The organism is Ectobacillus funiculus (assembly GCF_004138295.1).
In the GTDB taxonomy this organism is placed as follows: Bacteria; Bacillota; Bacilli; order Bacillales; family Bacillaceae_G; genus Ectobacillus; species Ectobacillus funiculus.
Genome location: NZ_SCFM01000008.1, coordinates 16772 through 36443 on the forward strand (window position 1 = coordinate 16772; position 19672 = coordinate 36443).

General features: G+C 42.5%; 18 protein-coding genes and 1 riboswitch. Of the genes, 11 read left to right on the plus strand and 7 right to left on the minus strand.

The genetic code is table 11. The features are described 5' to 3' along the window. Window positions 1–6 precede the first annotated feature (6 nt). On the minus strand, window positions 7–750 hold the full coding sequence (gene hemQ, locus EP737_RS07885; protein ID WP_129727425.1) for a hydrogen peroxide-dependent heme synthase: 744 nt from the start codon (window positions 748–750) through the stop codon (window positions 7–9). Window positions 751–962: 212 nt separating this feature from the next. Between hemQ and pta the strand changes: the two genes are divergently transcribed. After that, on the plus strand, window positions 963–1934 hold the full coding sequence (pta, locus tag EP737_RS07890) for a phosphate acetyltransferase (protein ID WP_129727426.1): 972 nt from the start codon (window positions 963–965) through the stop codon (window positions 1932–1934). Between the two features lie 123 nt (window positions 1935–2057). Here the strand turns inward: pta and lipL are convergent, their stop codons facing one another. Together lipL and EP737_RS07900 are read right to left on the minus strand one after the other, a co-directional pair. Further along, window positions 2058–2894, minus strand: a complete 837-nt coding sequence (lipL, locus tag EP737_RS07895; RefSeq protein ID WP_129727427.1) for an octanoyl-[GcvH]:protein N-octanoyltransferase — start codon at window positions 2892–2894, stop codon at window positions 2058–2060. Window positions 2895–3051: 157 nt separating this feature from the next. Beyond that, window positions 3052–3762 carry an RsfA family transcriptional regulator gene (locus tag EP737_RS07900; RefSeq protein WP_129727428.1) on the minus strand — a complete coding sequence of 237 codons (711 nt, stop codon included), beginning with the start codon at window positions 3760–3762 and terminating at the stop codon, window positions 3052–3054. A 295-nt stretch (window positions 3763–4057) separates the two neighbouring features. Further along, window positions 4058–4146: riboswitch (cyclic di-GMP riboswitch) on the plus strand. Between the two features lie 244 nt (window positions 4147–4390). Between EP737_RS07900 and EP737_RS07905 the strand changes: the two genes are divergently transcribed. Both EP737_RS07905 and EP737_RS07910 read left to right on the plus strand, forming a co-directional pair. Then, window positions 4391–4615, plus strand: a complete 225-nt coding sequence (locus EP737_RS07905; protein WP_129727429.1) for a YuzB family protein — start codon at window positions 4391–4393, stop codon at window positions 4613–4615. Window positions 4616–4883: 268 nt separating this feature from the next. Beyond that, on the plus strand, window positions 4884–6191 hold the full coding sequence (locus EP737_RS07910; protein ID WP_129727430.1) for an HD domain-containing protein: 1308 nt from the start codon (window positions 4884–4886) through the stop codon (window positions 6189–6191). 188 nt (window positions 6192–6379) lie between these two features. Here the strand turns inward: EP737_RS07910 and EP737_RS07915 are convergent, their stop codons facing one another. After that, the gene (locus EP737_RS07915) at window positions 6380–6565 is read right to left on the minus strand and encodes a 2-hydroxymuconate tautomerase (protein ID WP_129727431.1); all 186 of its coding nucleotides are present in this window, start codon (window positions 6563–6565) and stop codon (window positions 6380–6382) included. A 129-nt stretch (window positions 6566–6694) separates the two neighbouring features. On the opposite strand from EP737_RS07915, the gene EP737_RS07920 reads away from it, so the two are divergent. From EP737_RS07920 to EP737_RS07935, 4 genes are all read left to right on the plus strand, one after another. Continuing rightward, entirely contained in the window at window positions 6695–7375 is a 681-nt protein-coding gene (locus EP737_RS07920) for a site-2 protease family protein (protein ID WP_129727432.1), read from the plus strand. 40 nt (window positions 7376–7415) lie between these two features. After that, complete coding sequence (locus EP737_RS07925) at window positions 7416–7931, plus strand: YwhD family protein (protein ID WP_129727433.1); 516 nt, start codon at window positions 7416–7418, stop codon at window positions 7929–7931. 193 nt (window positions 7932–8124) lie between these two features. Beyond that, window positions 8125–9461 (plus strand): IS3 family transposase gene (locus EP737_RS07930; protein WP_129727434.1). Its coding sequence is split into 2 segments (ribosomal slippage): window positions 8125–8512 and window positions 8512–9461, totalling 1338 coding nucleotides; the frame shifts between segments, so codons are not numbered across the junction. A gap of 99 nt (window positions 9462–9560) precedes the next feature. Continuing rightward, a complete protein-coding gene (locus EP737_RS07935; RefSeq protein WP_129727435.1) occupies window positions 9561–10409 on the plus strand; it encodes a pentapeptide repeat-containing protein in 849 nt (282 codons plus the stop codon). Window positions 10410–10484: 75 nt separating this feature from the next. Here EP737_RS07935 and EP737_RS07940 read toward each other — a convergent pair whose 3' ends face one another. Further along, window positions 10485–12545, minus strand: coding sequence for a transglycosylase domain-containing protein (locus EP737_RS07940; protein WP_246040201.1), 2061 nt, complete (start codon window positions 12543–12545; stop codon window positions 10485–10487). 220 nt (window positions 12546–12765) lie between these two features. Next, the gene (locus EP737_RS07945) at window positions 12766–13506 is read right to left on the minus strand and encodes a glycerophosphodiester phosphodiesterase (protein ID WP_129727437.1); all 741 of its coding nucleotides are present in this window, start codon (window positions 13504–13506) and stop codon (window positions 12766–12768) included. A 450-nt stretch (window positions 13507–13956) separates the two neighbouring features. On the opposite strand from EP737_RS07945, the gene speE reads away from it, so the two are divergent. From speE to argS, 4 genes are all read left to right on the plus strand, one after another. After that, entirely contained in the window at window positions 13957–14784 is an 828-nt protein-coding gene (gene speE, locus EP737_RS07950; protein WP_129727438.1) for a polyamine aminopropyltransferase, read from the plus strand. Between the two features lie 33 nt (window positions 14785–14817). Next, entirely contained in the window at window positions 14818–15696 is an 879-nt protein-coding gene (gene speB / locus EP737_RS07955) for an agmatinase (RefSeq protein WP_129727439.1), read from the plus strand. Window positions 15697–16017: 321 nt separating this feature from the next. Next, window positions 16018–16458: a YwiB family protein gene (locus EP737_RS07960; RefSeq protein WP_129727440.1), complete on the plus strand. Its 441-nt coding sequence runs from the start codon at window positions 16018–16020 to the stop codon at window positions 16456–16458. Further along, entirely contained in the window at window positions 16455–18125 is a 1671-nt protein-coding gene (argS, locus tag EP737_RS07965) for an arginine--tRNA ligase (RefSeq protein ID WP_129727441.1), read from the plus strand. Before EP737_RS07960 ends, argS begins: the two co-directional genes overlap by 4 nt. Before the next feature lie 216 nt (window positions 18126–18341). Here argS and EP737_RS07970 read toward each other — a convergent pair whose 3' ends face one another. Beyond that, window positions 18342–19547 carry an MFS transporter gene (locus EP737_RS07970; protein ID WP_129727442.1) on the minus strand — a complete coding sequence of 402 codons (1206 nt, stop codon included), beginning with the start codon at window positions 19545–19547 and terminating at the stop codon, window positions 18342–18344. Between the last annotated feature and the right edge of the window lie 125 nt (window positions 19548–19672).

Genomic DNA, 19672 nt, shown 5'->3' on the forward strand with positions numbered 1-19672 from the left:
CCATCATTATACGTGTAAAAATTCTGCAATCTTTTCCTTCGGGAGGATGTTGCCGACGAAGAAGGAGCCAAACTCACCATAGCGTGCGCTCACTTCATCAAAGCGCATCTCATAGATAAGCTTTTTGAACTGAAGTACGTCATCTGAGAATAATGTTACGCCCCATTCATAATCATCAAAGCCAACGGAGCCTGTAATAATTTGGCGTACCTTGCCCGCATATTGTCGACCAATTTTACCGTGGCTGTACATCATTTTTTTACGCTCCTCCATCGGAAGCATGTACCAGTTGTCGTCCCCTTGGCGGCGCTTATCCATTGGGTAGAAGCATATGTATTGCGCTTTTGGTAAAATTGGCTTCAGACGCGCTATAATCTGTGGGTTTTGATATGGATCCTCGTCAGAAGGCAGGTAATTGCTTAATTCCACGACAGACACATAGGAATATGTAGGAACTAAATATTCAGCAAGCATTGTTTTGTTAAATTCCGTCTCAATTTCGTTTAATTCTTCCATTGTTGGACGTAAAAGCATGAGCATAAAATCTGCTTTTTGCCCAACAATTGTATACACAGCTTGACTGCCTTCATTTGCTTCCTCTGTTTTGCTCCACTTTTCCACTAGATCCAAAAACTCAAAAATAGCTGTCTGACGCTCATCGCTTGATAACCGCTTCCATGCAGTCCAGTCCACAGAGCGGAAATCGTGCAGGCAATACCAACCATCTAATGTTTTTGCTGCTTCACTCATCTTAATCACCTCAATTTTTAAATTCATTTCGTACAATATTTACTATACCATAAAAGCATCAAGAAATAGGAATTCCTGCTAGCGAATGACGGTCAGAACATTCTAAATATATAATCATTTATTTTTGGGCGTTTTTTTAAATTGAAAAAGTTTAAATTAGAGGAAAAAAGGCGTATCCTTAAATACAGTTAAGTACATAGGAGGTAACAACAGTGAGTGATTTATTTGCAACATTAAAAGAGAAGCTTCGCGGAAAGGGAACGACGATTGTTCTTCCAGAAGGAACAGATGAGCGTATCCTTGGCGCAGCAGCCCGCTTAGCGAAGGACGAGCTAGTAAACCCAATTTTAGTGGGGAATACAGCTGAGATTAAGCAAAAGGCAGATGCTTTGAATGTAGCGCTATCCGGTGTTACGATTTATGATCCAGCGTCTTATGACGAAATGGAAGAGATGGTAGCGGCTTTTGTAGAGCGTCGTAAAGGAAAGGTATCTGAAGAAGATGCACGCAAATTATTACAAGATGAAAATTACTTTGGTACAATGCTTGTTTATATGGGCAAAGCACAGGGACTTGTAAGCGGAGCAGTTCATTCTACGGCAGATACAGTTCGTCCTGCCCTGCAAATCATTAAAACAAAGCCAGGCGTTTCTAAAACTTCTGGCGTGTTTATCATGGTACGTGGAGAGGAAAAATATGTATTTGCTGATTGTGCAATTAATATTTCTCCATCCAGCCAGGATTTGGCGGAGATTGCAGTAGAAAGCGCAAAAACAGCAGCTTTGTTTGGTGTTGACCCGCGCGTTGCAATGCTTAGCTTCTCAACAAAGGGTTCAGCAAAATCTCCGGAAACAGAAAAGGTAGTAGAAGCGACGCAGCTTGCGAAGCAAATGGCACCGGAGTTAACATTGGATGGTGAGTTCCAATTCGATGCGGCTTTCGTACCAGCTGTTGCGAAGCAAAAAGCGCCTGGTTCTGTTATTGAAGGGAATGCGAATGTATTTGTATTTCCAAGCCTTGAAGCAGGAAATATCGGCTACAAAATTGCACAGCGCTTAGGGAACTTTGAGGCGATTGGACCTGTTTTACAAGGATTGAACATGCCTGTAAATGACTTATCCCGCGGCTGTAATGAAGAGGATGTATATAAGCTGTCTTTAATCACTGCAGGTCAAGCACTGTAAATAAAAAAAGCCCATATTGGGCTTTTTTTCATTTTAGGAACAAAGTATAAGTTCAACCGTGTCTCTGTCCGCCAGGTGACGAGTTTTCTGTATACGCTATCCTGCTGCGCTTCCGCTGGGTATTTATCCTAGAGCTTTGTTGTTTCTCTCTAAAACCCGATGGAGGTTTTGTTCATACATTGAGACCTCTTCAGGAAGCAGCTGTGATGGTGAGAGCGTCGGCGTAAAGTGTTGAAGTGTTTGCAGCAGACGCATCATTAAGTGATACACGGTGATGTCTGTCTTCAGCAACTCCGATAAGGATGCCATTACATCCGGCACGATAACAGGATAGACAAACTTTGTCTGCTCTCCCTTTAGCGCAAGCTGATAAAAATCGCGAATGAGGGCAGCTCGATTTGAGCCGCTGCCCGTGGCGCACAGATAAATTTGTACAGCAATCCCGCCGCGAATCCGGCGCTGTGAGATACCGGCAAATTTTTTACCGTCAATGCTTAAATCATAGCTGCCTGGACAATAGGAGCCAACAATCTCTCTTGCTTCAATGACAGCACCATAATCATGAAGCATTTCTTGAATGAGCCCCAGCATTGCATCATAGCCAAGGTTAATATCAATGCTCTTATCGGCTTCGCGCAGGATGAGGGAGATGTTTAACACTCCTTCGTCCAGCACAACCGCAAGACCGCCTGAATTGCGTACAATTACATTCCAGCCCTGCTCCTGTAAAAAGTTTATGCCCTCCTGTAAAAACGGGAGCCTTGTATCTTGGATGCCAAGTACAATTGTATTGTGATGAACCCAAGAGCGCACCGTTGCAGGGGAAAGCCCACTGCCGACTGTTGTACATAATGTATCATCCATCGCGAAAGACTGCAGTGCTTGAAACTGCGGTCCTAGGCTTGATTGGTCAATGATGCGCCATTGGGGCTGAGATAAAATAGAACGATAATCACGCATGTCTGTAGCCCCTTTATGATGAGGTTATAAAGCTTAATGGACTGCTGCCGATTTTATTGAACGGGGGTCTCCCGCAGGTAAAATGGTCTATGTCCGCTTTCCTTAAGTCATTATAACAAAAAAGAAGATAGCAATATAGCTATCTCCTCTGCGGCTATCATTCTGCAATTTTTTCAAGGTTCCCGTTTCGGTCCATTCGGAAGCTTGTTGTTGGTCGCTCCTCTTCATCCATAAGAGCGAGCTTACGGGCGCGATTCATAATTTTCATCATTGTTTCGTAATCCTCTTGAATCGTCGTTGATTCTTGCTCTAGCTTGGCAACTTTGCCTGCTAGTTCTTCATTTTTATGCATGTATTCAGTAATTTCTTTTCTTAATCGTTCATTTTCGCGCTCCAATGCAGTGACCTTTACATCTGAGCTTCCTAAAGATTGTAGAAAATGAATTACATCTGCCATTGTAAGAGAAGAAGTCTCCCTTGGACTAAAAACAGCAGTATCCGTCATGGTGAAGGAAGGTTCTTCTAGTAGAACTGTATTTTCTATGACTTCATCAGCTTCCATATCAACAGTACGCACGGCAGGAGCTGGTGCTGGTGGTGTATACAGCAGCTTTTTCTTTGCCTGATCCCCGCCGATTGCACGCATCTTCTCTTTGCGATGCCTTTTTGCTACCTGTAGATCTTTTTCATAGTTATAGCGTACAACGGCATTCCAACGAAATCCACAAGCCGCTGATGTGCGATTAAGTCTATCTCCTACTTCTTCAAAGGCGTTTAATTGTGTGCTTCCTTCCCGGACATGGCGCAGTACTGTTTCTGCCAAAAGCAAATCATCTTCTTCTGTCCAAGCATCTTGTCTTATCTTCATAGAATCATCTCCTTAATCCCTTTCTAAAGTGTTTTCTACCTTTAGGATGGACGGAAATGATACGTCTTATACAAACCTTTTAAAAAAATGGTAGATTATTTCCAGAGATAGAGGCTCTGAAGTTCCTAGTAAAACATACTATCTCTCTTTCAGATTAGCTTTTCAGGTCGATTGGAAGTGGAAAATATAGGGAGAAAATAAAAAGAGTATGTATTTTTCTTATAAAAAAATGTATAATATGTTCATACTTACTTAGTATTCTCTATAAGAGAATACCCCACTACATTTTTATATGATATGTAAAAGGCAAACCTGGCTGAAAAGCAGGGACGCAAAGCTTAGAGCCTAAAGAGGAAATTCCTCTATGGTCGTCTGGTTGCCATCCTTTTTTAATAGTTCTGCCATTTAGAGCGTTTTGAAAATACATATGAATAGGAAAACAGGCAGATGCATTATTTCTGCCTGTTTTGCTATGTGGACAACAATTAATGATAGCTTTGCCTTATAAGATCGTGCACGGATAGCTTGCAACATTTTAAAAAGAACGGTAAAATATCTTTTAGCAAATCGTGCAACGGTGCATACTAATATATGCGAAAAGTTTGAGCTCGAGAAAGGATTGTGCAAGATGGCAAATGAATTTCGGGTGTGCGATGATTGTCAGGCCACAAATTTAAAAACATTGCTTCCGCGTTTAAAGAAAGTAGACCCGGATGCAGATGTGCAGGTTGGCTGTCAGTCATACTGTGGGCCAGGGCGTAAAAAGTCATTTGCGTTCGTGAATAACCGCCCTGTTTCGGCACCAAATGAAACTGAATTAATTAAAAAAATTGAGGATAAACTAGGAAAATAAGGAAAGCACTTCTCGGTAGAGGAAGTGCTTTTTTCACTATTAGGAGAGCGTAAAGTTAAGTTCTAGCAGGAAGCTAACTTTTAGGAATACAGTATAAGTAGGGCTACGCCTCTGTCTTTGCCTAAGGGCAGGGCTCGCCAATCGGCGAGTTTTCTTTAATTGGAATTTGTATGTAATTGAATATAAATGCATAGGCGGGTCTTTCTCATCTCATTATCCTTTCGGTATAATACAGGTATGATAGTAGCAAAGAAAGGGGGTATCTTAAATGGTATATCCCAATGGCAAAATGAATGAAAAAAAGGTGTTTAAGGATCCTGTACATAAATATGTTCATGTGGATGATCAGGTCATTTGGGATTTGATCGGTACAGCAGAGTTCCAAAGATTACGCCGCGTTAAACAGCTTGGTACAACATTTTTTACGTTTCATGGAGCGGAGCATAGCCGATTTAATCACTCGCTCGGCGTATATGAAATCATTCGTCGGATGATTGATAATGTGTTTGATGGCAGACCCGCATGGAATACTGAGGATCGCTTACTTTGCTTATGTGCCGCGCTTTTACATGATGTTGGGCACGGGCCATTTTCACATTCCTTTGAAAAGGTATTTCATCTTGACCATGAGCATTTCACGCAGCGCATTATCCTTGGTGATACAGAAATTAATCAAGTGCTGCGGGAGGTTGACCGTGAATTCCCGAAAAAGGTAGCCGAGGTTATTGCGAAAACCTCTGATAATAAGCTAGCAATTAGTATGATTTCCAGTCAAATTGATGCAGACCGAATGGATTATTTACTGCGAGATGCCTATTTTACTGGGGTCACCTACGGAAACTTCGATATGGAGCGTATTTTACGTGTGATGCGCCCGCACGGGGATCAGGTTGTAATTAAGTATAGCGGTATGCATGCGGTGGAGCATTATATTATGAGCCGTTATCAAATGTACTGGCAAGTGTATTTCCATCCGGTCACACGCAGTGCGGAGGTTATTTTAACAAAGATCTTGCATCGCGCGAAGGCACTTCATAAGCAATATTACTCATTCAGGCATCAGCCTGTTCATTTCTACTCGCTATTTGAGGATGAGGTTACGATTGAAGATTACTTAAAGCTTGATGAAAATATTATGTACTATTATTTTCAAGTATGGCAGGAGGAAGAAGATGCGATTTTAAGTGATCTCTGCCGGCGCTTTGTGAACCGAAACTTATTTAAATATGTAGATTTCACAGAAAAATATCACGGATTAAATAACTGGATGGAGCTAAGCAGCTTATGCAAGAAGGCTGGCATCGACCCGGATTATTATCTTGTTGTAGATTCCACCTCTGACCTGCCGTATGACTTTTATCGGGCAGGTGAAGAAGAGGAACGTTTGCCGATTATGCTGCTGATGCCAAATGGCGAGCTTCGTGAATTATCACGTGAATCGAGTATCGTTGAAGCTATTACAGGCAAAAAACGCATGGATCAAAAGCTTTTTTATCCGTATGACACCTTATACGAGGATGGACGGAAAGGAAAAGTGAAGGAAAAAATCATTAGTATTTTAGAAGGAAAAGGGTAATAAAGACAGCGGACACGGTCTGTTTCAAAAAGGGAAAAGACCCAAGCAGGGTCTTTTCCTTTTTACATTTAAGGCTGTATAAGTTTCCAGCTAGAAACGAATTCAACATAGCCGGAAATTTTAGGAGCGTAAGTACAACTATGCCTCTGGCTTCGCCTAAGGGCAGGGCTCGCCAATCGGCGAGTTTTCTATTCGTCGCTTAAACGCTTCCCAGCGATTGCATAGTTATTTTTAGTCATTTCGTCAATGAATATAACAACCTTTTCAGCTGGTGCGCCTGTTGTTTCAACGACTGCAGCTGTTACCTTTTCAGCAAGAGCTTTTTTTTGTTCCTCTGTACGGCCTTCCAGCATTTTAATTGTAACATATGGCATGATTTCCACTCCTTTTTATGTAAAATACACTCCTATTATAGCGAATTTTGTTAGGAAGAAATCAGAAAACAAACATTTTCTTTATATTTTTGGTATGCTTACGGTAAAGCTTGAAAAAGGAGATGAATGATGGACCATTTATTTGTTTACCCATTGCAGCAAATCCCGCTGGTCGTGTTAGCAATAGCAGCAGCCCTTTCCCTTCATGAATTTGCTCACGCTTACGTTGCGTATAAATTCGGAGACCCCACTGCAAAGCAACAAGGACGTTTAACGTTATCACCACTAGCCCATCTTGATATAGTCGGGACGATTGCTATTTTCCTGCTTGGCTTTGGCTGGGCGCGACCGGTTCCTGTAAATCCATATTTCTTTAAGCGACCGCGTCTGGCAGGTATACTAGTTTCCGTAGCTGGACCGCTTAGCAACTTGTTTTTAGGAATTGTTGGTTACATTCTCTGGTATGCTCTTATCAGCACGGGTGCGCTGCACATGCTGCCGGATGCAATCGGAAAAACACTGTATGAATTCTTTCAAATTTTCATCGGCTTAAATCTTGTTCTATTTGTTTTTAACTTACTGCCATTGCCGCCGCTCGACGGCTATCGCATCTTGGAGGACCTTATGCCGATGAATGTGCGGGCAAAGATGACACAGTTTGAAAATTACGGAGCGATTATTTTTCTGGTGTTAGTTATCACACCGCTTGATCAATATACAATTGGACCAATTTTTTCGGTTGTCATACCGTATGTATCAGGAGCGATTGAGAGCATCATTGCGCCGCTCTTTGGTTTGTATGTTTCATAATGATACAATATAAGGAAAAGAGAAGCAGGAGGAAAACAGAATGGAAGAGCAACAAAAGAAAAAGCCAATTGGCTTTAATATTGTAAAAAATGATTCAACAAGCGGACACGGCGGCTTTGGTGTCGGTGCATTAAGCTTGGAGAATATGTCCCCTGTTATTGTGGATGTAACAGAAGGGACTGCATATGTAGACGTGGGGGCGATGCATGCCCGCAGCGCAGTTGAAAAAGGCATTAAATTCTTAACCAACAAGGAAGAGGTACCAAATGGAAAGCCGTATTGGCTCGTTTGGGTAACTATTGAAAGAACAGCAGAGGGAGCGTATTATGCGGGTGCGACAGCTTGCGAAATGACAGTAGATCGTGAAGCGCGCCGCGGCTATAAGCTGCTTCCAGAGCATGTAAATAAAATGGATAAATCCTTGAAGCGTCATATTATTGTGGATCATATGGATGAGGCATCCAAAAAGATTCTTGGCAGTTTCCTAAAGTCACATGATGAAGATATCTGGAAAAACTCCAGTGCGAAGCTCAAGCAGGATTTATTGACCGAATAAGCAAGTTTTGCTATTGGGGGAAATGCGAATCCGTGTTATTAAGGTGAAAAAGCCTGTTTAGAGGAAAACTAGAATAGAAAAAGGTCTCTGCATACTAAAATGTACCCTATAGAGTAGACACTTTAAAAAAGGTCTACCTATAGGGTACATTTTTGTATAATGAAAAAAAGAAATGAATACTGGGGAAGAGACGATGAGTAAAAAGATATTTACAGAAAGAGAGATGGAATTCCTGATAAGCAATCCGTATGTGCAATCGGTTAGTCCAAAGGGAATTATATATACAGAAGAGTTCAAGCGGATTTTCATTACGGAGTATGACAAGGGAAAACTACCAAGGGAAATCTTTCAAGAATGCGGTTTCGATGTGAGCCTAATTGGGGCAAAGAGAGTAAGGTCATCATCGGAGAGGTGGCGGAAAGCATACGCGGAACACGGGGTTCTTGGGTTACAAGATGCGAGAAAAACAAGTCTGGGCAGGCCACGCAAGAAGGAACTCACACTAGAAGAGAAAAATGCCCGTCTAGAGGCACAAATTCGATTACTACAGGCTGAAAATGAACTGTTAAAAAAGATTCGTTTGGCAGAAAGGAGGTTCGGGGAAAGCAAGTAAGTGTTCCTCCTTGCCAGAAATATCAGTTGGTTCGTTCCGTCATTGAGAAGTATCAACTGACTCATATGGTGAAGTATCTTTGTGAGGTGGCTGGCATTTCTCGCAGTGGGTACTATCAGTATTTCTCGGTCGAATCACAGGAACAAAGACAGCGAAAACAGAAACAGGATGAAGTCACAAGGGACCTTGTCCTCAAGGCCCTTCACTTTAAAGGCCGCAAGAAAGGGGCTCGTCAAATCAAAATGACATTGGCGGGTCAGTTTCAGGTTGTCTACAATTTAAAACGGATCCGGCGAATTATGAAGAAGTATGCCATCATCTGTCCCATCCGCAAGGCAAACCCCTACCGAAGGATGATGAAAGCTACCCATGAACACCGCGTTGTGCCGAACCTATTAAATCGGGAGTTTAAACAGGATATTCCCGGAAAGGTACTTCTGACAGATATCACGTATTTGTCGTATGGCAATGGACACAGGGCCTATCTATCGACGATCAAGGACAGTTCTACGAATGAGATTTTGGCCTATCATGTGTCAGAACGGATCACGATGGATCTAGCCACTGACACTCTTCTCAAGTTAAAGAAGAATCGGAATTTTAAGAAGGTGAAAGATGCGTTGATCCACTCGGACCAAGGAACCCACTACACGCACCCTGACTTCCAGAAAATCGTGAAGAAGCTAGGCTTACGCCAATCCATGTCAAGACGAGGGAATTGTTGGGACAATGCCCCGCAAGAGTCTTTCTTTGGCCATTTTAAAGATGAAGCCTCTATTCAGGCATGTACCAACCTGGACGAACTCAAACGAGAGATCAAGCAATACATGACCTATTACAATCATTATAGATATCAGTGGAATCTAAAAAAGATGACCCCTGTGCAATACAGAGATCATCTTCTTCGAGCTGCATGACCTTTTTTAAAGTGTCCTTTACAAAGGGTACATTTTATACTGGGCAGGGACCTTTTGTGTTCCACTGTAAGAAGATATATTAAAAGAGGGGGGATTATTTTGTCTAATAAGTTAGAAATAGATAACAACATCCAAAATAGTTTACGTTCAGATTGCTCAAATTGTTTTGGGTTGTGTTGTGTAGCTTTACCCTATGCAAAATCTGCTGATTTCGCGGTTGATAAGGATGGAGGAACGCCTTGTTCGAACCTGCAATCAAATTACTTATGCAGCATTCATCAAGACCTTATAACAAAAGGCTTCCGAGGCTGTGTTGCATATGAGTGTTTTGGAGCCGGACAAAAGGTTTCTCAAATCATTTATGAGGGGAACGATTGGAAGAATAATAAAGATTTAGCTAAGGAAATGTTTGCTGTATTTCCGATTATGCAACAGCTTCAGGAAATGCTTTGGTATTTGCAGGAAGCGCTTGTAAATCAGGCTGCTAGACCGATTTACAATGAGCTGCTAGCTGCTTTTGAAGAAACAGAAAGCCTTACAAAACAAGGCACGGAAGCTATTCTAAACATTAATGTACCGGAGCATAGGATGAAGATAAACGATTTACTTTTACATACAAGTGAACTAGTACGCTCTAAAATTTCTAATAAAAAGCTTGGAAAAAAATTTAAGCGCGGCAGTGATTTGATTGGTGCTAATCTTAGAGACGCTGACCTTAAAGGAGCTAATTTAAGAGGAGCCTTACTGATAGCTGCTGATCTGAGAGATGCTGACCTCAGATTAACTGACTTGATTGGTGCGGATTTTAGAGATGCTAATGTAAGTGGTGCGGATCTTACGGGGAGTATTTTTCTTACGCAGGCGCAGGTGAATGCTGCGAAGGGCAATATGCAGACAAAGCTGCCAGCTTCTCTAAGAATGCCGGAGCATTGGAAACAGAAAGCTTAAGTTCATCTTAGGTTTTCTTTTTTCTTTCTAAGAGAAAAACGATTTTGCCAATTGACAAAATCGTTTTCTTTGGGTTTACCAAGGGAAATATTTCTTCCACCAACCGTTCTTTTGTTCATCCTTTGCCTTTAGCTGAATTTTATTAAATTCATCCTCTCCGTCCAAATGATCCATGCAGTATTCTGTTGGCTCTGTTCCCTTTGTGAAATACATTTTTACCTTAAGCGGGCAGCCCTTTGTAGCGATTTTTCCATTTTTCGGGTTAATGTCAAGGGCAACAACACCAGCGGGCTGTTTAAATTTCTCTTTTTTCTCCTTTTCTAACCCTTTCTCCATTACATCTGCCCAAATATTCTTTGCGTAGCGCTGCTCAGCTGCACTTGTAATGTCACGTTCCTTGTCGTAGCCGACCCAGACACCGGTGACAAGCTGCGGTGTAAAGCCGATCATCCAGCTGTCTGTTTTTGTAGAGCCGGATTTTCCTGCGTATGGTCTTGTAAGCTTTGGAATAATCGCTTGTCCAGTTACGGTTGCATAGCCGCTTAGCTTTTTATTGAACATGCCTGTCATCATTTCTTCTGTGACGAACGCGTTATTTTTATCGAGTACTTGTTCATTTTCTAAGTGTGCATCGTATAAAACCGCTCCATCACGATCGATAATGCGTCTTACAAAAAGAGGTGATACCTTTTTGCCGCCGTTGGCAAACATGCTGTAGGCATTCGTCATTTCAATCGGCTTCACAGGAGAGGATCCGAGAGCAAGGGCAGGGACAGGGTCCAGCTTGCTTGTAATCCCGAACTTTTTGGCTGTTTTAACAAGCGTGTTTTCTCCGAGAAATAGATGCGTTTTTACCGCATATATGTTATCCGAAACAGCCAGCGCCTGCATCATAGTGACAAAGTCATCCGCGTAATAGTTATTGTAGTTTGTTGGGGCGTAGGTAGATACCCCATCTGCTAGCTTAAATTTCGTATATTCACTTTTAAGGCGGGTGACTGGTGTAAAGCCTTGTTCTAGTGCCGCGTAATATAGGAATGGCTTAAAGGTAGAGCCTGGTTGTCGATAGGCTTGCGTTGCACGATTAAACTGGCTTTTTTTATAATCGCGGCCTCCAATTAAGGCCTTTACCTCACCTGTTTTCGGATCCATCGCAACTAGTGCTGTTTCGATGTCGGTGCTGTCTGGAATGACTGATTGCACCGTTTGCTCTGCAATTGCTTGCAGCTTCGGGTCAAGGGTCGTGTAAATACGGAGCCCGCCCTGCTCGATGATTTGTTCATCAATTTTTAGGTCATTCAGGAGCGCAGCCTGTACAGCATCCTGAAAATAGGGAGCCTGCGCAGCAACTTCGTTTTGGTTAAGCGGAACAAGCGCAAGCTTTGATTGTTTGGCTTCTGCTTCCTCCGCCTTTGTAATATAGCCCTGCTCACGCATTTGTCCGAGAATGAGAGCTTGACGCTGCTTCGCGCGCTGTTCATTCAGATAAGGAGAATAATAGCTAGGCCCCTTTGGAATCCCTGCAAGCATACTTGCTTCCGCAAGCGTTAAATCAGCAGCATGTTTATTAAAATATAGACGAGAGGCCGCTTCAATGCCATATGCGCCATGTCCGTAATAGATCGTATTTAGATATCCTTCCAAAATTGTATTTTTGCTGTAATTCGCCTCAAGTCGAATGGTATAAAGAGCCTCCATCGCTTTTCGCTTCCACGTTTTATCATGGCTCAAGTAAAGGTTACGAGCGTATTGCTGCGTAATGGTACTTGCTCCCTGAACCTTCGCCATCGCTTTAATGTCAGCTACGATTGCACCAGCAATACGTCTAACATCAAAGCCGTAATGGTCATAAAAACGTTGGTCCTCAATTGCGATTGTAGCCTCTCTTACAAATGGGGAAATTTGGTCAAGTGCGACCCAATGTCTATTTTCTGCTGTTTTGCTTTGTCCAATGACGGAATCATCATTTGCGTAAAAAACAGTTGTTTGCGGAACAGATACAGGAGGAGGACCTGCAATCTTTGCGATAATAACACACAGCGAAATGAGAGTCGCAAGACCTATAGAGAAAATCAAACTTATAAAAGCAATTGCCCGTATATACTTTGCCGTTTTCTTGTTTGCAATTAATTCCATTTCTGTTACCCCCCGGCTCATATGCTCTTATTAGTATTGAAAAATTTCCATATTTTTAAACGAAAAGAAATGAGAAAGAAGGGGAAAAGGAGACCGCCGAGGAGTTGCCTTCCAGCTAGAAATTTATACTTTCCTACAGTGAAGTACAAAAAGAAGCTAATCATCTATTGCGGATGATTAGCTTCTTTTTGTACTTCAAATGAACTTTTTCAGCTGCCTTCTACAGAAGTTCTCTTTCTTTTATCAGTTCAAAGGCACGTGATGGCCAATCGGTGATAATGACATCTACACCTAAGGCAATCATATTTTCTAAATCTTTATATTCATTAATGGTATATGGGCGCAGTGTAAAGCCTGCCTGCTGTGCGCACTGAACAAATTCTTTTGTCAGCAGCATAAAATTTGGATGAAGCCCGCTTGCCTGCCGCCTTCTTGCCTCTATTAGCGCATCAGGTAATGGCTCATGATAGAGAAGTGCTCTATGAATTTCCGGCGCAAGGGAAGAGAGCAGCTCAATAGATTCATGATTAAAGGAGGAGAATATAACCCGATCTTCTAGGCCATACTCACGAACGAGCTGCACTGTCTTTTGCTCAAGCTCAGGATAGCGGATAATATCATTTTTTAGTTCAATATTCAGTAATAGTGCAGTTCCCGCAGCCCAAGCCAGTACTTCACGAAGAGAAGGGATTTGCTCCCCAGCGAAGCGATGATCAAAAAAACTGCCCGCATCAAGCGCCTTCAACTGCTGTAGTGTATAGTTGAATGCCAGACCTGTTCCATTTGTTGTGCGATTGAGTGTTTCATCATGAATGACAATGATTTCGCCATCATTAGAAAGATGAATATCCAGCTCAATCCCGTGAGCACCTACGCGCTCTGCTTCTAAAAAAGCAGCCATTGTATTTTCTGGATGTGTTCCTTTTACGCCGCGGTGAGCAAAAATGAGAGGATGCTTCATAGGAAAATCTCCTTCCATTTATTTGTAACATATTCATTATGAGGTTGAATAAATAAAAGAACAATAAATTTTGAAAAAATTAACAAAAATATTATTTCCCTTCAACTGAATGTTAAGAGAAGTTTGCTTAGGTATAGGAGTGTGGAAGAAAAGCAAGCTTATTAGCGAAGGCATTTGCAAATGATGCCAGGACAGATTAGAGAGATGAAGAGACAATTGTGCTCCTTCATAGTAATAGGGGTTTTCTTCATATTTATTTTAAAAGTCGGAAAAGGTAATAGAAATGATACATAGCTGCTGTGAAAAATATAATGTGAAGATGTTGTAGAAGCCCATGTGTTTTTTGTATTTTCATCTATACATTTTAGAGTTTTTGTTTTATTTTTGTTAAGTGATATTTAGGGTGGCTGCAACTGTAAATCAAATAAAGAAGAAGGGCGTGATACTGAGATGGAATTATGGTTTACGGAGAAGCAAACAGAGAATTTTGGAATTACAGCGAAAATGAAGCGCACTTTACATACAGAGCAAACAGAATTTCAAAAGCTTGACATGGTAGAAACAGAAGAGTTTGGAAACATGCTAATTCTTGACGGGATGGTCATGACAACACAAAAGGATGAGTTTGTATACCACGAAATGGTGGCTCATGTTCCTTTGTTTACGCATCCAAGCCCTGAAAACGTGCTTGTGGTAGGTGGCGGAGATGGCGGTGTGATTCGTGAAGTTTTAAAGCACCCAAGCGTGAAACAAGCGACACTTGTTGAAATTGATGGCAAAGTAATTGAGTATTCTAAGAAGTATTTGCCAGAGATCGCAGGCGAGTTGGATAATCCACGTGTAGAAGTAAAGGTGGACGACGGTTTCCTTCATATTGCGCAAAGCGAAAATGAATATGACGTCATTATGGTTGACTCTACAGAACCGGTAGGACCGGCGGTAAATTTATTTACAAAGGGTTTCTATGCGGGAATTTCTAAGGCGTTGAAGGAAGATGGGATTTTCGTTGCGCAAACGGACAACCCTTGGTTTACACCGGAATTGATTACAAATGTGTTTAAGGACGTAAGTGAGATTTTCCCAATCACACGTTTATACACCGCAAACATTCCAACGTACCCAAGCGGCCTTTGGACATTCACAATTGGATCTAAGCAGCATGATCCATTAGCGGTAAGCGAAGCGCGCTTTCACGATATTGAAACAAAATATTATACAAAGGAGCTTCATAAAGCAGCATTTGCTTTGCCGAAGTTCGTTGGTGATTTAATTAAATAGGCAGTGTGTTTACATAGATAGGAGGAGAAAGATATGCGTTTTGACGAAGCATATTCTGGTAATGTTTTTATTAAAAGTCATCAAAATTATGATGAGGCTGAGGCAGTCATCTACGGCATGCCGATGGACTGGACAGTAAGTTTCCGTCCGGGCTCTCGTTTTGGCCCAGCTCGCATCCGTGAGTTGTCAATTGGACTAGAAGAATACAGTCCATATATGGATCGTGAGCTTGAGGAAGTAAAATATTTTGATGCGGGGGATATTCCGCTTCCATTTGGAAATCCAGAAAAAAGCGTCAATATGATTGAAGAATACATCGACAGCTTGTTAGCTGACGGCAAGTTTCCGCTTGGTCTTGGCGGTGAGCATTTGGTATCTTGGCCAGTTATGAAGGCAATGTACAAAAAGTACCCAGATCTTGCGATTATTCATTTTGACGCGCATACAGACCTTCGTGATAATTATGAAGGCGAGCCATATTCGCATGCAACACCGATTAAGAAGGTTTGCAACTTAATTGGTCCGAAAAATGTGTATTCATTCGGGATCCGCTCTGGTTTAAAGGAAGAGTTCCAGTGGGCGAAGGAAGTTGGGATGAACCTGTTCAAGTTTGATGTTCTTGAGCCTCTGAAGAAGGTGTTGCCTGAATTGGCGGGAAGACCAGTGTACTTAACAATTGACATTGATGTATTAGATCCTGCTCATGCACCTGGAACAGGTACACTCGAAGCAGGCGGCATTTCATCCAAGGAATTGCTTGCATCTTTAGTAGAGCTTGCAAATTCTGAGGTGAATGTAGTAGGTGCTGATATTGTAGAGGTTGCGCCAGTGTATGACCATAGTGAACAAACACCGATTGTAGCAGGCAAAATCGTTCGCGAAATTTTGCTAGGCTTGGTACAACAGCGCTAATCAAATAACGAGTTTGAAGCAGTCAGCTTTCGGATAGGAGAGCTGGCTGTTTTTTATACTTTAAGAAAGTATAAATTTCTAGCTAGAAGATAATTCGACGTAGTGAGAAATTTTGGGAATAAAGTATAAATAGAGCTACGCCTCTGTCTTCACCCGAAGGCAGGGCTCGCCAATCGGCGAGTTTTCTTTACATCTTAGGAAAGTATGAGCTTTCAGCTAAGCAGTCAACGCTTTTTCTCACTTTTTGCAAGACATTCCCCTTTTCTTTTTGGTATGATAGTGAAAGTGACTATTTTAGCGAATGAGAAAGGTGGGCAAGATGTGGACAAGGGTACTGCAGGTTTGCCGATACATGTTCATTTTGTAACACAAATTCGCGAAGGGGCGCGCAAGGAAACTATTGCTTTTGAAACAAATGGTTTATACTATGAAAAAGGTCAAGGTACATACATTACGTTTCAAGAGCCAAATGAGCAGGGAGAGGTAAAGACAGTCGTTAAAATTCAGGACGATACAGTGCTCATTATGCGCTCTGGTTCTGTGTCCATGCGGCAAACCCATAAAAAGGGAGAATGGACAAAAGGAACGTACACAAGCGAGCTAGGAACATTTCCATTAGAAACAAAAACAGATAACGTTCTTTTTGAATGGTCGGATCAGAAGAAAAGAGGACAGCTGTTTTTTACATACGCTTTGCGCATTAGCGGCAGTGAAGCGGGACGATATACGATTACGATGAAGTTGAAGGAGAGTGTAAAATGAATTCCTTAGAGCAAGTAAAAGAACTAGTAAAGCAAGAGATTCAAGCGGCAGTTGTGAAGGCAGGCTTGGCTTCAGAAGAGCAAATCCCAAATGTTATCCTTGAAACGCCGAAGGACAAGACACATGGCGATTACTCTACAAACATGGCGATGCAGCTAGCGCGTGTTGCGAAAAAGCCTCCTCGTGCGATTGCCGAGGAAATTGCTGCAGGCTTTGACAAAACTAAGGCATCTGTTGAGAAAATTGAGATTGCCGGACCGGGCTTTATCAACTTTTACATGAATAACAGCTATTTAACAGACCTCATCCCTGCGATTCTGCAAGCAGGAGAGAAGTATGGCGAAACGAATACAGGGAAGGGGCAAAAGGTTCAGGTGGAATTCGTATCCGCAAACCCAACCGGCGACCTTCACTTAGGCCATGCCCGCGGCGCGGCTGTTGGCGATACTCTGTGCAATTTGCTTGCAAAGGCGGGCTACGATGTATCTCGGGAGTATTATATTAACGATGCCGGAAACCAAATTCATAATCTCGCTCTTTCCGTAGAGGCGCGCTACATGCAGGCACTTGGCAAGGAGGCAGAAATGCCGGCGGATGGTTATTATGGCGAGGACGTTATCCAAATCGGTAAGCGCTTGGCTGACGAGTTTGGGGATCGCTATCTAAATGCGGACGAAAAAGAACGTTATGATTTCTTCCGCGAATACGGCTTAAAATATGAATTAGAAAAGCTGCAAAAAGACTTAGAAAGCTTCCGTGTTGGCTTTGATGTGTGGTATTCTGAGACGTCCCTATACCATAACGGAAAGATTGACCAAGCTTTAGACGTATTAAAGGAGCGCGGCGAAATCTTTGAGGAGGGCGGGGCGACATGGTTCCGTTCCACAACGTATGGCGATGACAAGGACCGCGTGCTTATTAAAAATGACGGTTCTTACACATACCTAACACCGGATATCGCCTACCACCGTGATAAGCTAGAGCGCGGCTTTGAGAAGCTTATTAACATCTGGGGCGCGGACCATCACGGCTACATCCCGCGTATGAGAGCGGCAATCCAGGCACTTGGCTATAGCGGCGATGCCCTGGAAGTACAAATCATCCAGATGGTGCAGCTGTACCAAAACGGTGAAAAGGTAAAAATGAGCAAGCGTACAGGAAAGGCTGTTACATTGCGCGAGCTGATGGAAGAGGTTGGCGTGGATGCGATGCGCTACTTCTTCGCGATGCGCAGCAGCGATTCCCATCTTGATTTTGATATGGACCTTGCTGTATCCACATCAAATGAAAATCCTGTATACTATGGACAATATGCGCATGCCCGTGTTTGCAGCATCCTTCGTCAAGGCGAAGAGCTTGGCTTAACACACGGCAGCAGTGCCAATTATGCATTAGTGGACTCTGAGAAAGAAATTGACCTCTTGAAAAAGCTTGGTGAATTTCCGGCAGCAGTAGCGGAGGCGGCTGTAAAACGTTTGCCGCATCGCATGACGCACTACGTATTTGAGCTAGCATCTGCCCTTCATAGCTTCTACAATGCGGAAAAGGTATTAGATCGTGAAAACATGGAAAAAAGTCAGGCGCGTTATGACCTAATGAAGGCAGTGCAAATTACCTTGCATAATGCATTAGCTTTAATTGGCGTCTCTGCACCGGAGAAAATGTAAAGACAAGAAGCAAAGCAGATTTAATCTGCTTCACTGCTTCTTAAAGCATAAAAAAACACAGCCGGAATGGCTGTGTTTTTTATTGCACTTTCAGAAAGTATAAATTTCTAGCTGGATGCCAATTCGACGGAGCGAGAAATTTTAGGAATAAAGTATAAGTGGGGCTATGCCGCTGTCTTCGCCCAAGGGCAGGGCTCGCCAGTCGGCGAGTTTTCTTTATGCTTCTACCTTATTGCTTTGAACTAAGAAAGTTTTCTTCCAAGTTTGTACAGCTGTAAGCAATACAATTAAAGCTGCAAGTCCCATTAAAGAATACCCAATAAATCCTGATGCATATGTGCCTGTAATCTGCTTAAGAGATCCTAATAGGTTTGGTACGAAGAAGCCGCCGATACCGCCAGCCGCGCCGACAAGACCTGTAACCATACCGATCTCTTCACGGAAGCGCTGTGGAATGATTTGAAATACTGCGCCATTCCCCATACCAAGGCAGCCCATTCCGACAAATAGCATAACCATAACGATACTAAAGGCAGGCAAGTAGCTTACGCCGAACATGAGAATAGCCACTGCGCTAAACAAGAAGATAAGGAGCTTTGTTCCGCCGATTCTATCAGCAAGAAAACCGCCAACTGGTCGTAAGATACTTCCAGATGCCACGCAAAGGGTTACGAAATCACCTGCAGATACCTTTGATAAGCCATACTGATCTACGAAGAAAATGCTCAGGAAGCTGGAAAGTCCCACAAAGCCTCCGAATGTAACGCTATATAGAGCACAGAAGAACCAAGTATCTTTATATTTGAACACAGAGAATGTCTCTTTTAATGTTTTTGGTGCTGGTTGGGACGGTGCATCCTTTGCCATAAATAGATAAGCAATAAATACAAGGATTAAAGGAATAAGTGCAAAACCTAAAACACTGTGCCAACCGTATGCTGTTGCAAGACGAGGACCAAATAATGTTGCAAATAATGTTCCGCTGTTACCTGCGCCAGCGATCCCCATTGCCAAGCCCTGCAGATGAGGCGGATACCAACGGCTTGCCATTGGCAGTGCAGCAGAGAAGCTTGCGCCGGCTACTCCTAATAAAATACCGATTGCAAGTAATTCATTCAGGCTGTTTCCAGCTAACCATCCCCAAAGCAGAGGAACCATTGTGACAATCATACCGCCAATTGCTGTTTTTCTTGGTCCGATGCGGTCTGTTAGAACCCCTAATATGATTCGGAAGATAGATCCCCCTAAGATCGGAATCCCAACGATTAATCCCTTTTGCGCTGGCGATAATCCGAAATCGGCTGTGATGAAGGCTCCAAGTGCCCCAAGGATAACCCAAATCATAAAGCTTACATCAAAGTATAAAAACGATGCAACGAGTGATGGTGTATGTCCGCTCTTCTTTAAATCAGCTAACTTCATATTCTCCCTCTCCCTTACTCAATTATTGTATCTAGAGTATTTATACTATGGCTAAAGAAAAAATGAAGCAGTTTTGTGAGAAAAGCTAACATCATTTTGAAAATTCAGAAAATGATAACGCATAC

Bases quoted from the DNA above. Each gene is read 5' to 3' on its own strand.
- hemQ (WP_129727425.1), bottom strand. From the start codon at position 750: ATGAGTGAAGCAGCAAAAACATTAGATGGTTGGTATTGCCTGCACGAT.
- lipL (WP_129727427.1), bottom strand. From the start codon at position 2,894: ATGCGTGATTATCGTTCTATTTTATCTCAGCCCCAATGGCGCATCATT.
- EP737_RS07900 (WP_129727428.1), bottom strand. From the start codon at position 3,762: ATGAAGATAAGACAAGATGCTTGGACAGAAGAAGATGATTTGCTTTTG.
- EP737_RS07905 (WP_129727429.1), top strand. From the start codon at position 4,391: ATGGCAAATGAATTTCGGGTGTGCGATGATTGTCAGGCCACAAATTTA.
- EP737_RS07910 (WP_129727430.1), top strand. From the start codon at position 4,884: ATGGTATATCCCAATGGCAAAATGAATGAAAAAAAGGTGTTTAAGGAT.
- EP737_RS07915 (WP_129727431.1), bottom strand. From the start codon at position 6,565: ATGCCATATGTTACAATTAAAATGCTGGAAGGCCGTACAGAGGAACAA.
- EP737_RS07920 (WP_129727432.1), top strand. From the start codon at position 6,695: ATGGACCATTTATTTGTTTACCCATTGCAGCAAATCCCGCTGGTCGTG.
- EP737_RS07925 (WP_129727433.1), top strand. From the start codon at position 7,416: ATGGAAGAGCAACAAAAGAAAAAGCCAATTGGCTTTAATATTGTAAAA.
- EP737_RS07940 (WP_246040201.1), bottom strand. From the start codon at position 12,545: ATGGAATTAATTGCAAACAAGAAAACGGCAAAGTATATACGGGCAATT.
- EP737_RS07945 (WP_129727437.1), bottom strand. From the start codon at position 13,506: ATGAAGCATCCTCTCATTTTTGCTCACCGCGGCGTAAAAGGAACACAT.
- speE (WP_129727438.1), top strand. From the start codon at position 13,957: ATGGAATTATGGTTTACGGAGAAGCAAACAGAGAATTTTGGAATTACA.
- speB (WP_129727439.1), top strand. From the start codon at position 14,818: ATGCGTTTTGACGAAGCATATTCTGGTAATGTTTTTATTAAAAGTCAT.
- argS (WP_129727441.1), top strand. From the start codon at position 16,455: ATGAATTCCTTAGAGCAAGTAAAAGAACTAGTAAAGCAAGAGATTCAA.
- EP737_RS07970 (WP_129727442.1), bottom strand. From the start codon at position 19,547: ATGAAGTTAGCTGATTTAAAGAAGAGCGGACATACACCATCACTCGTT.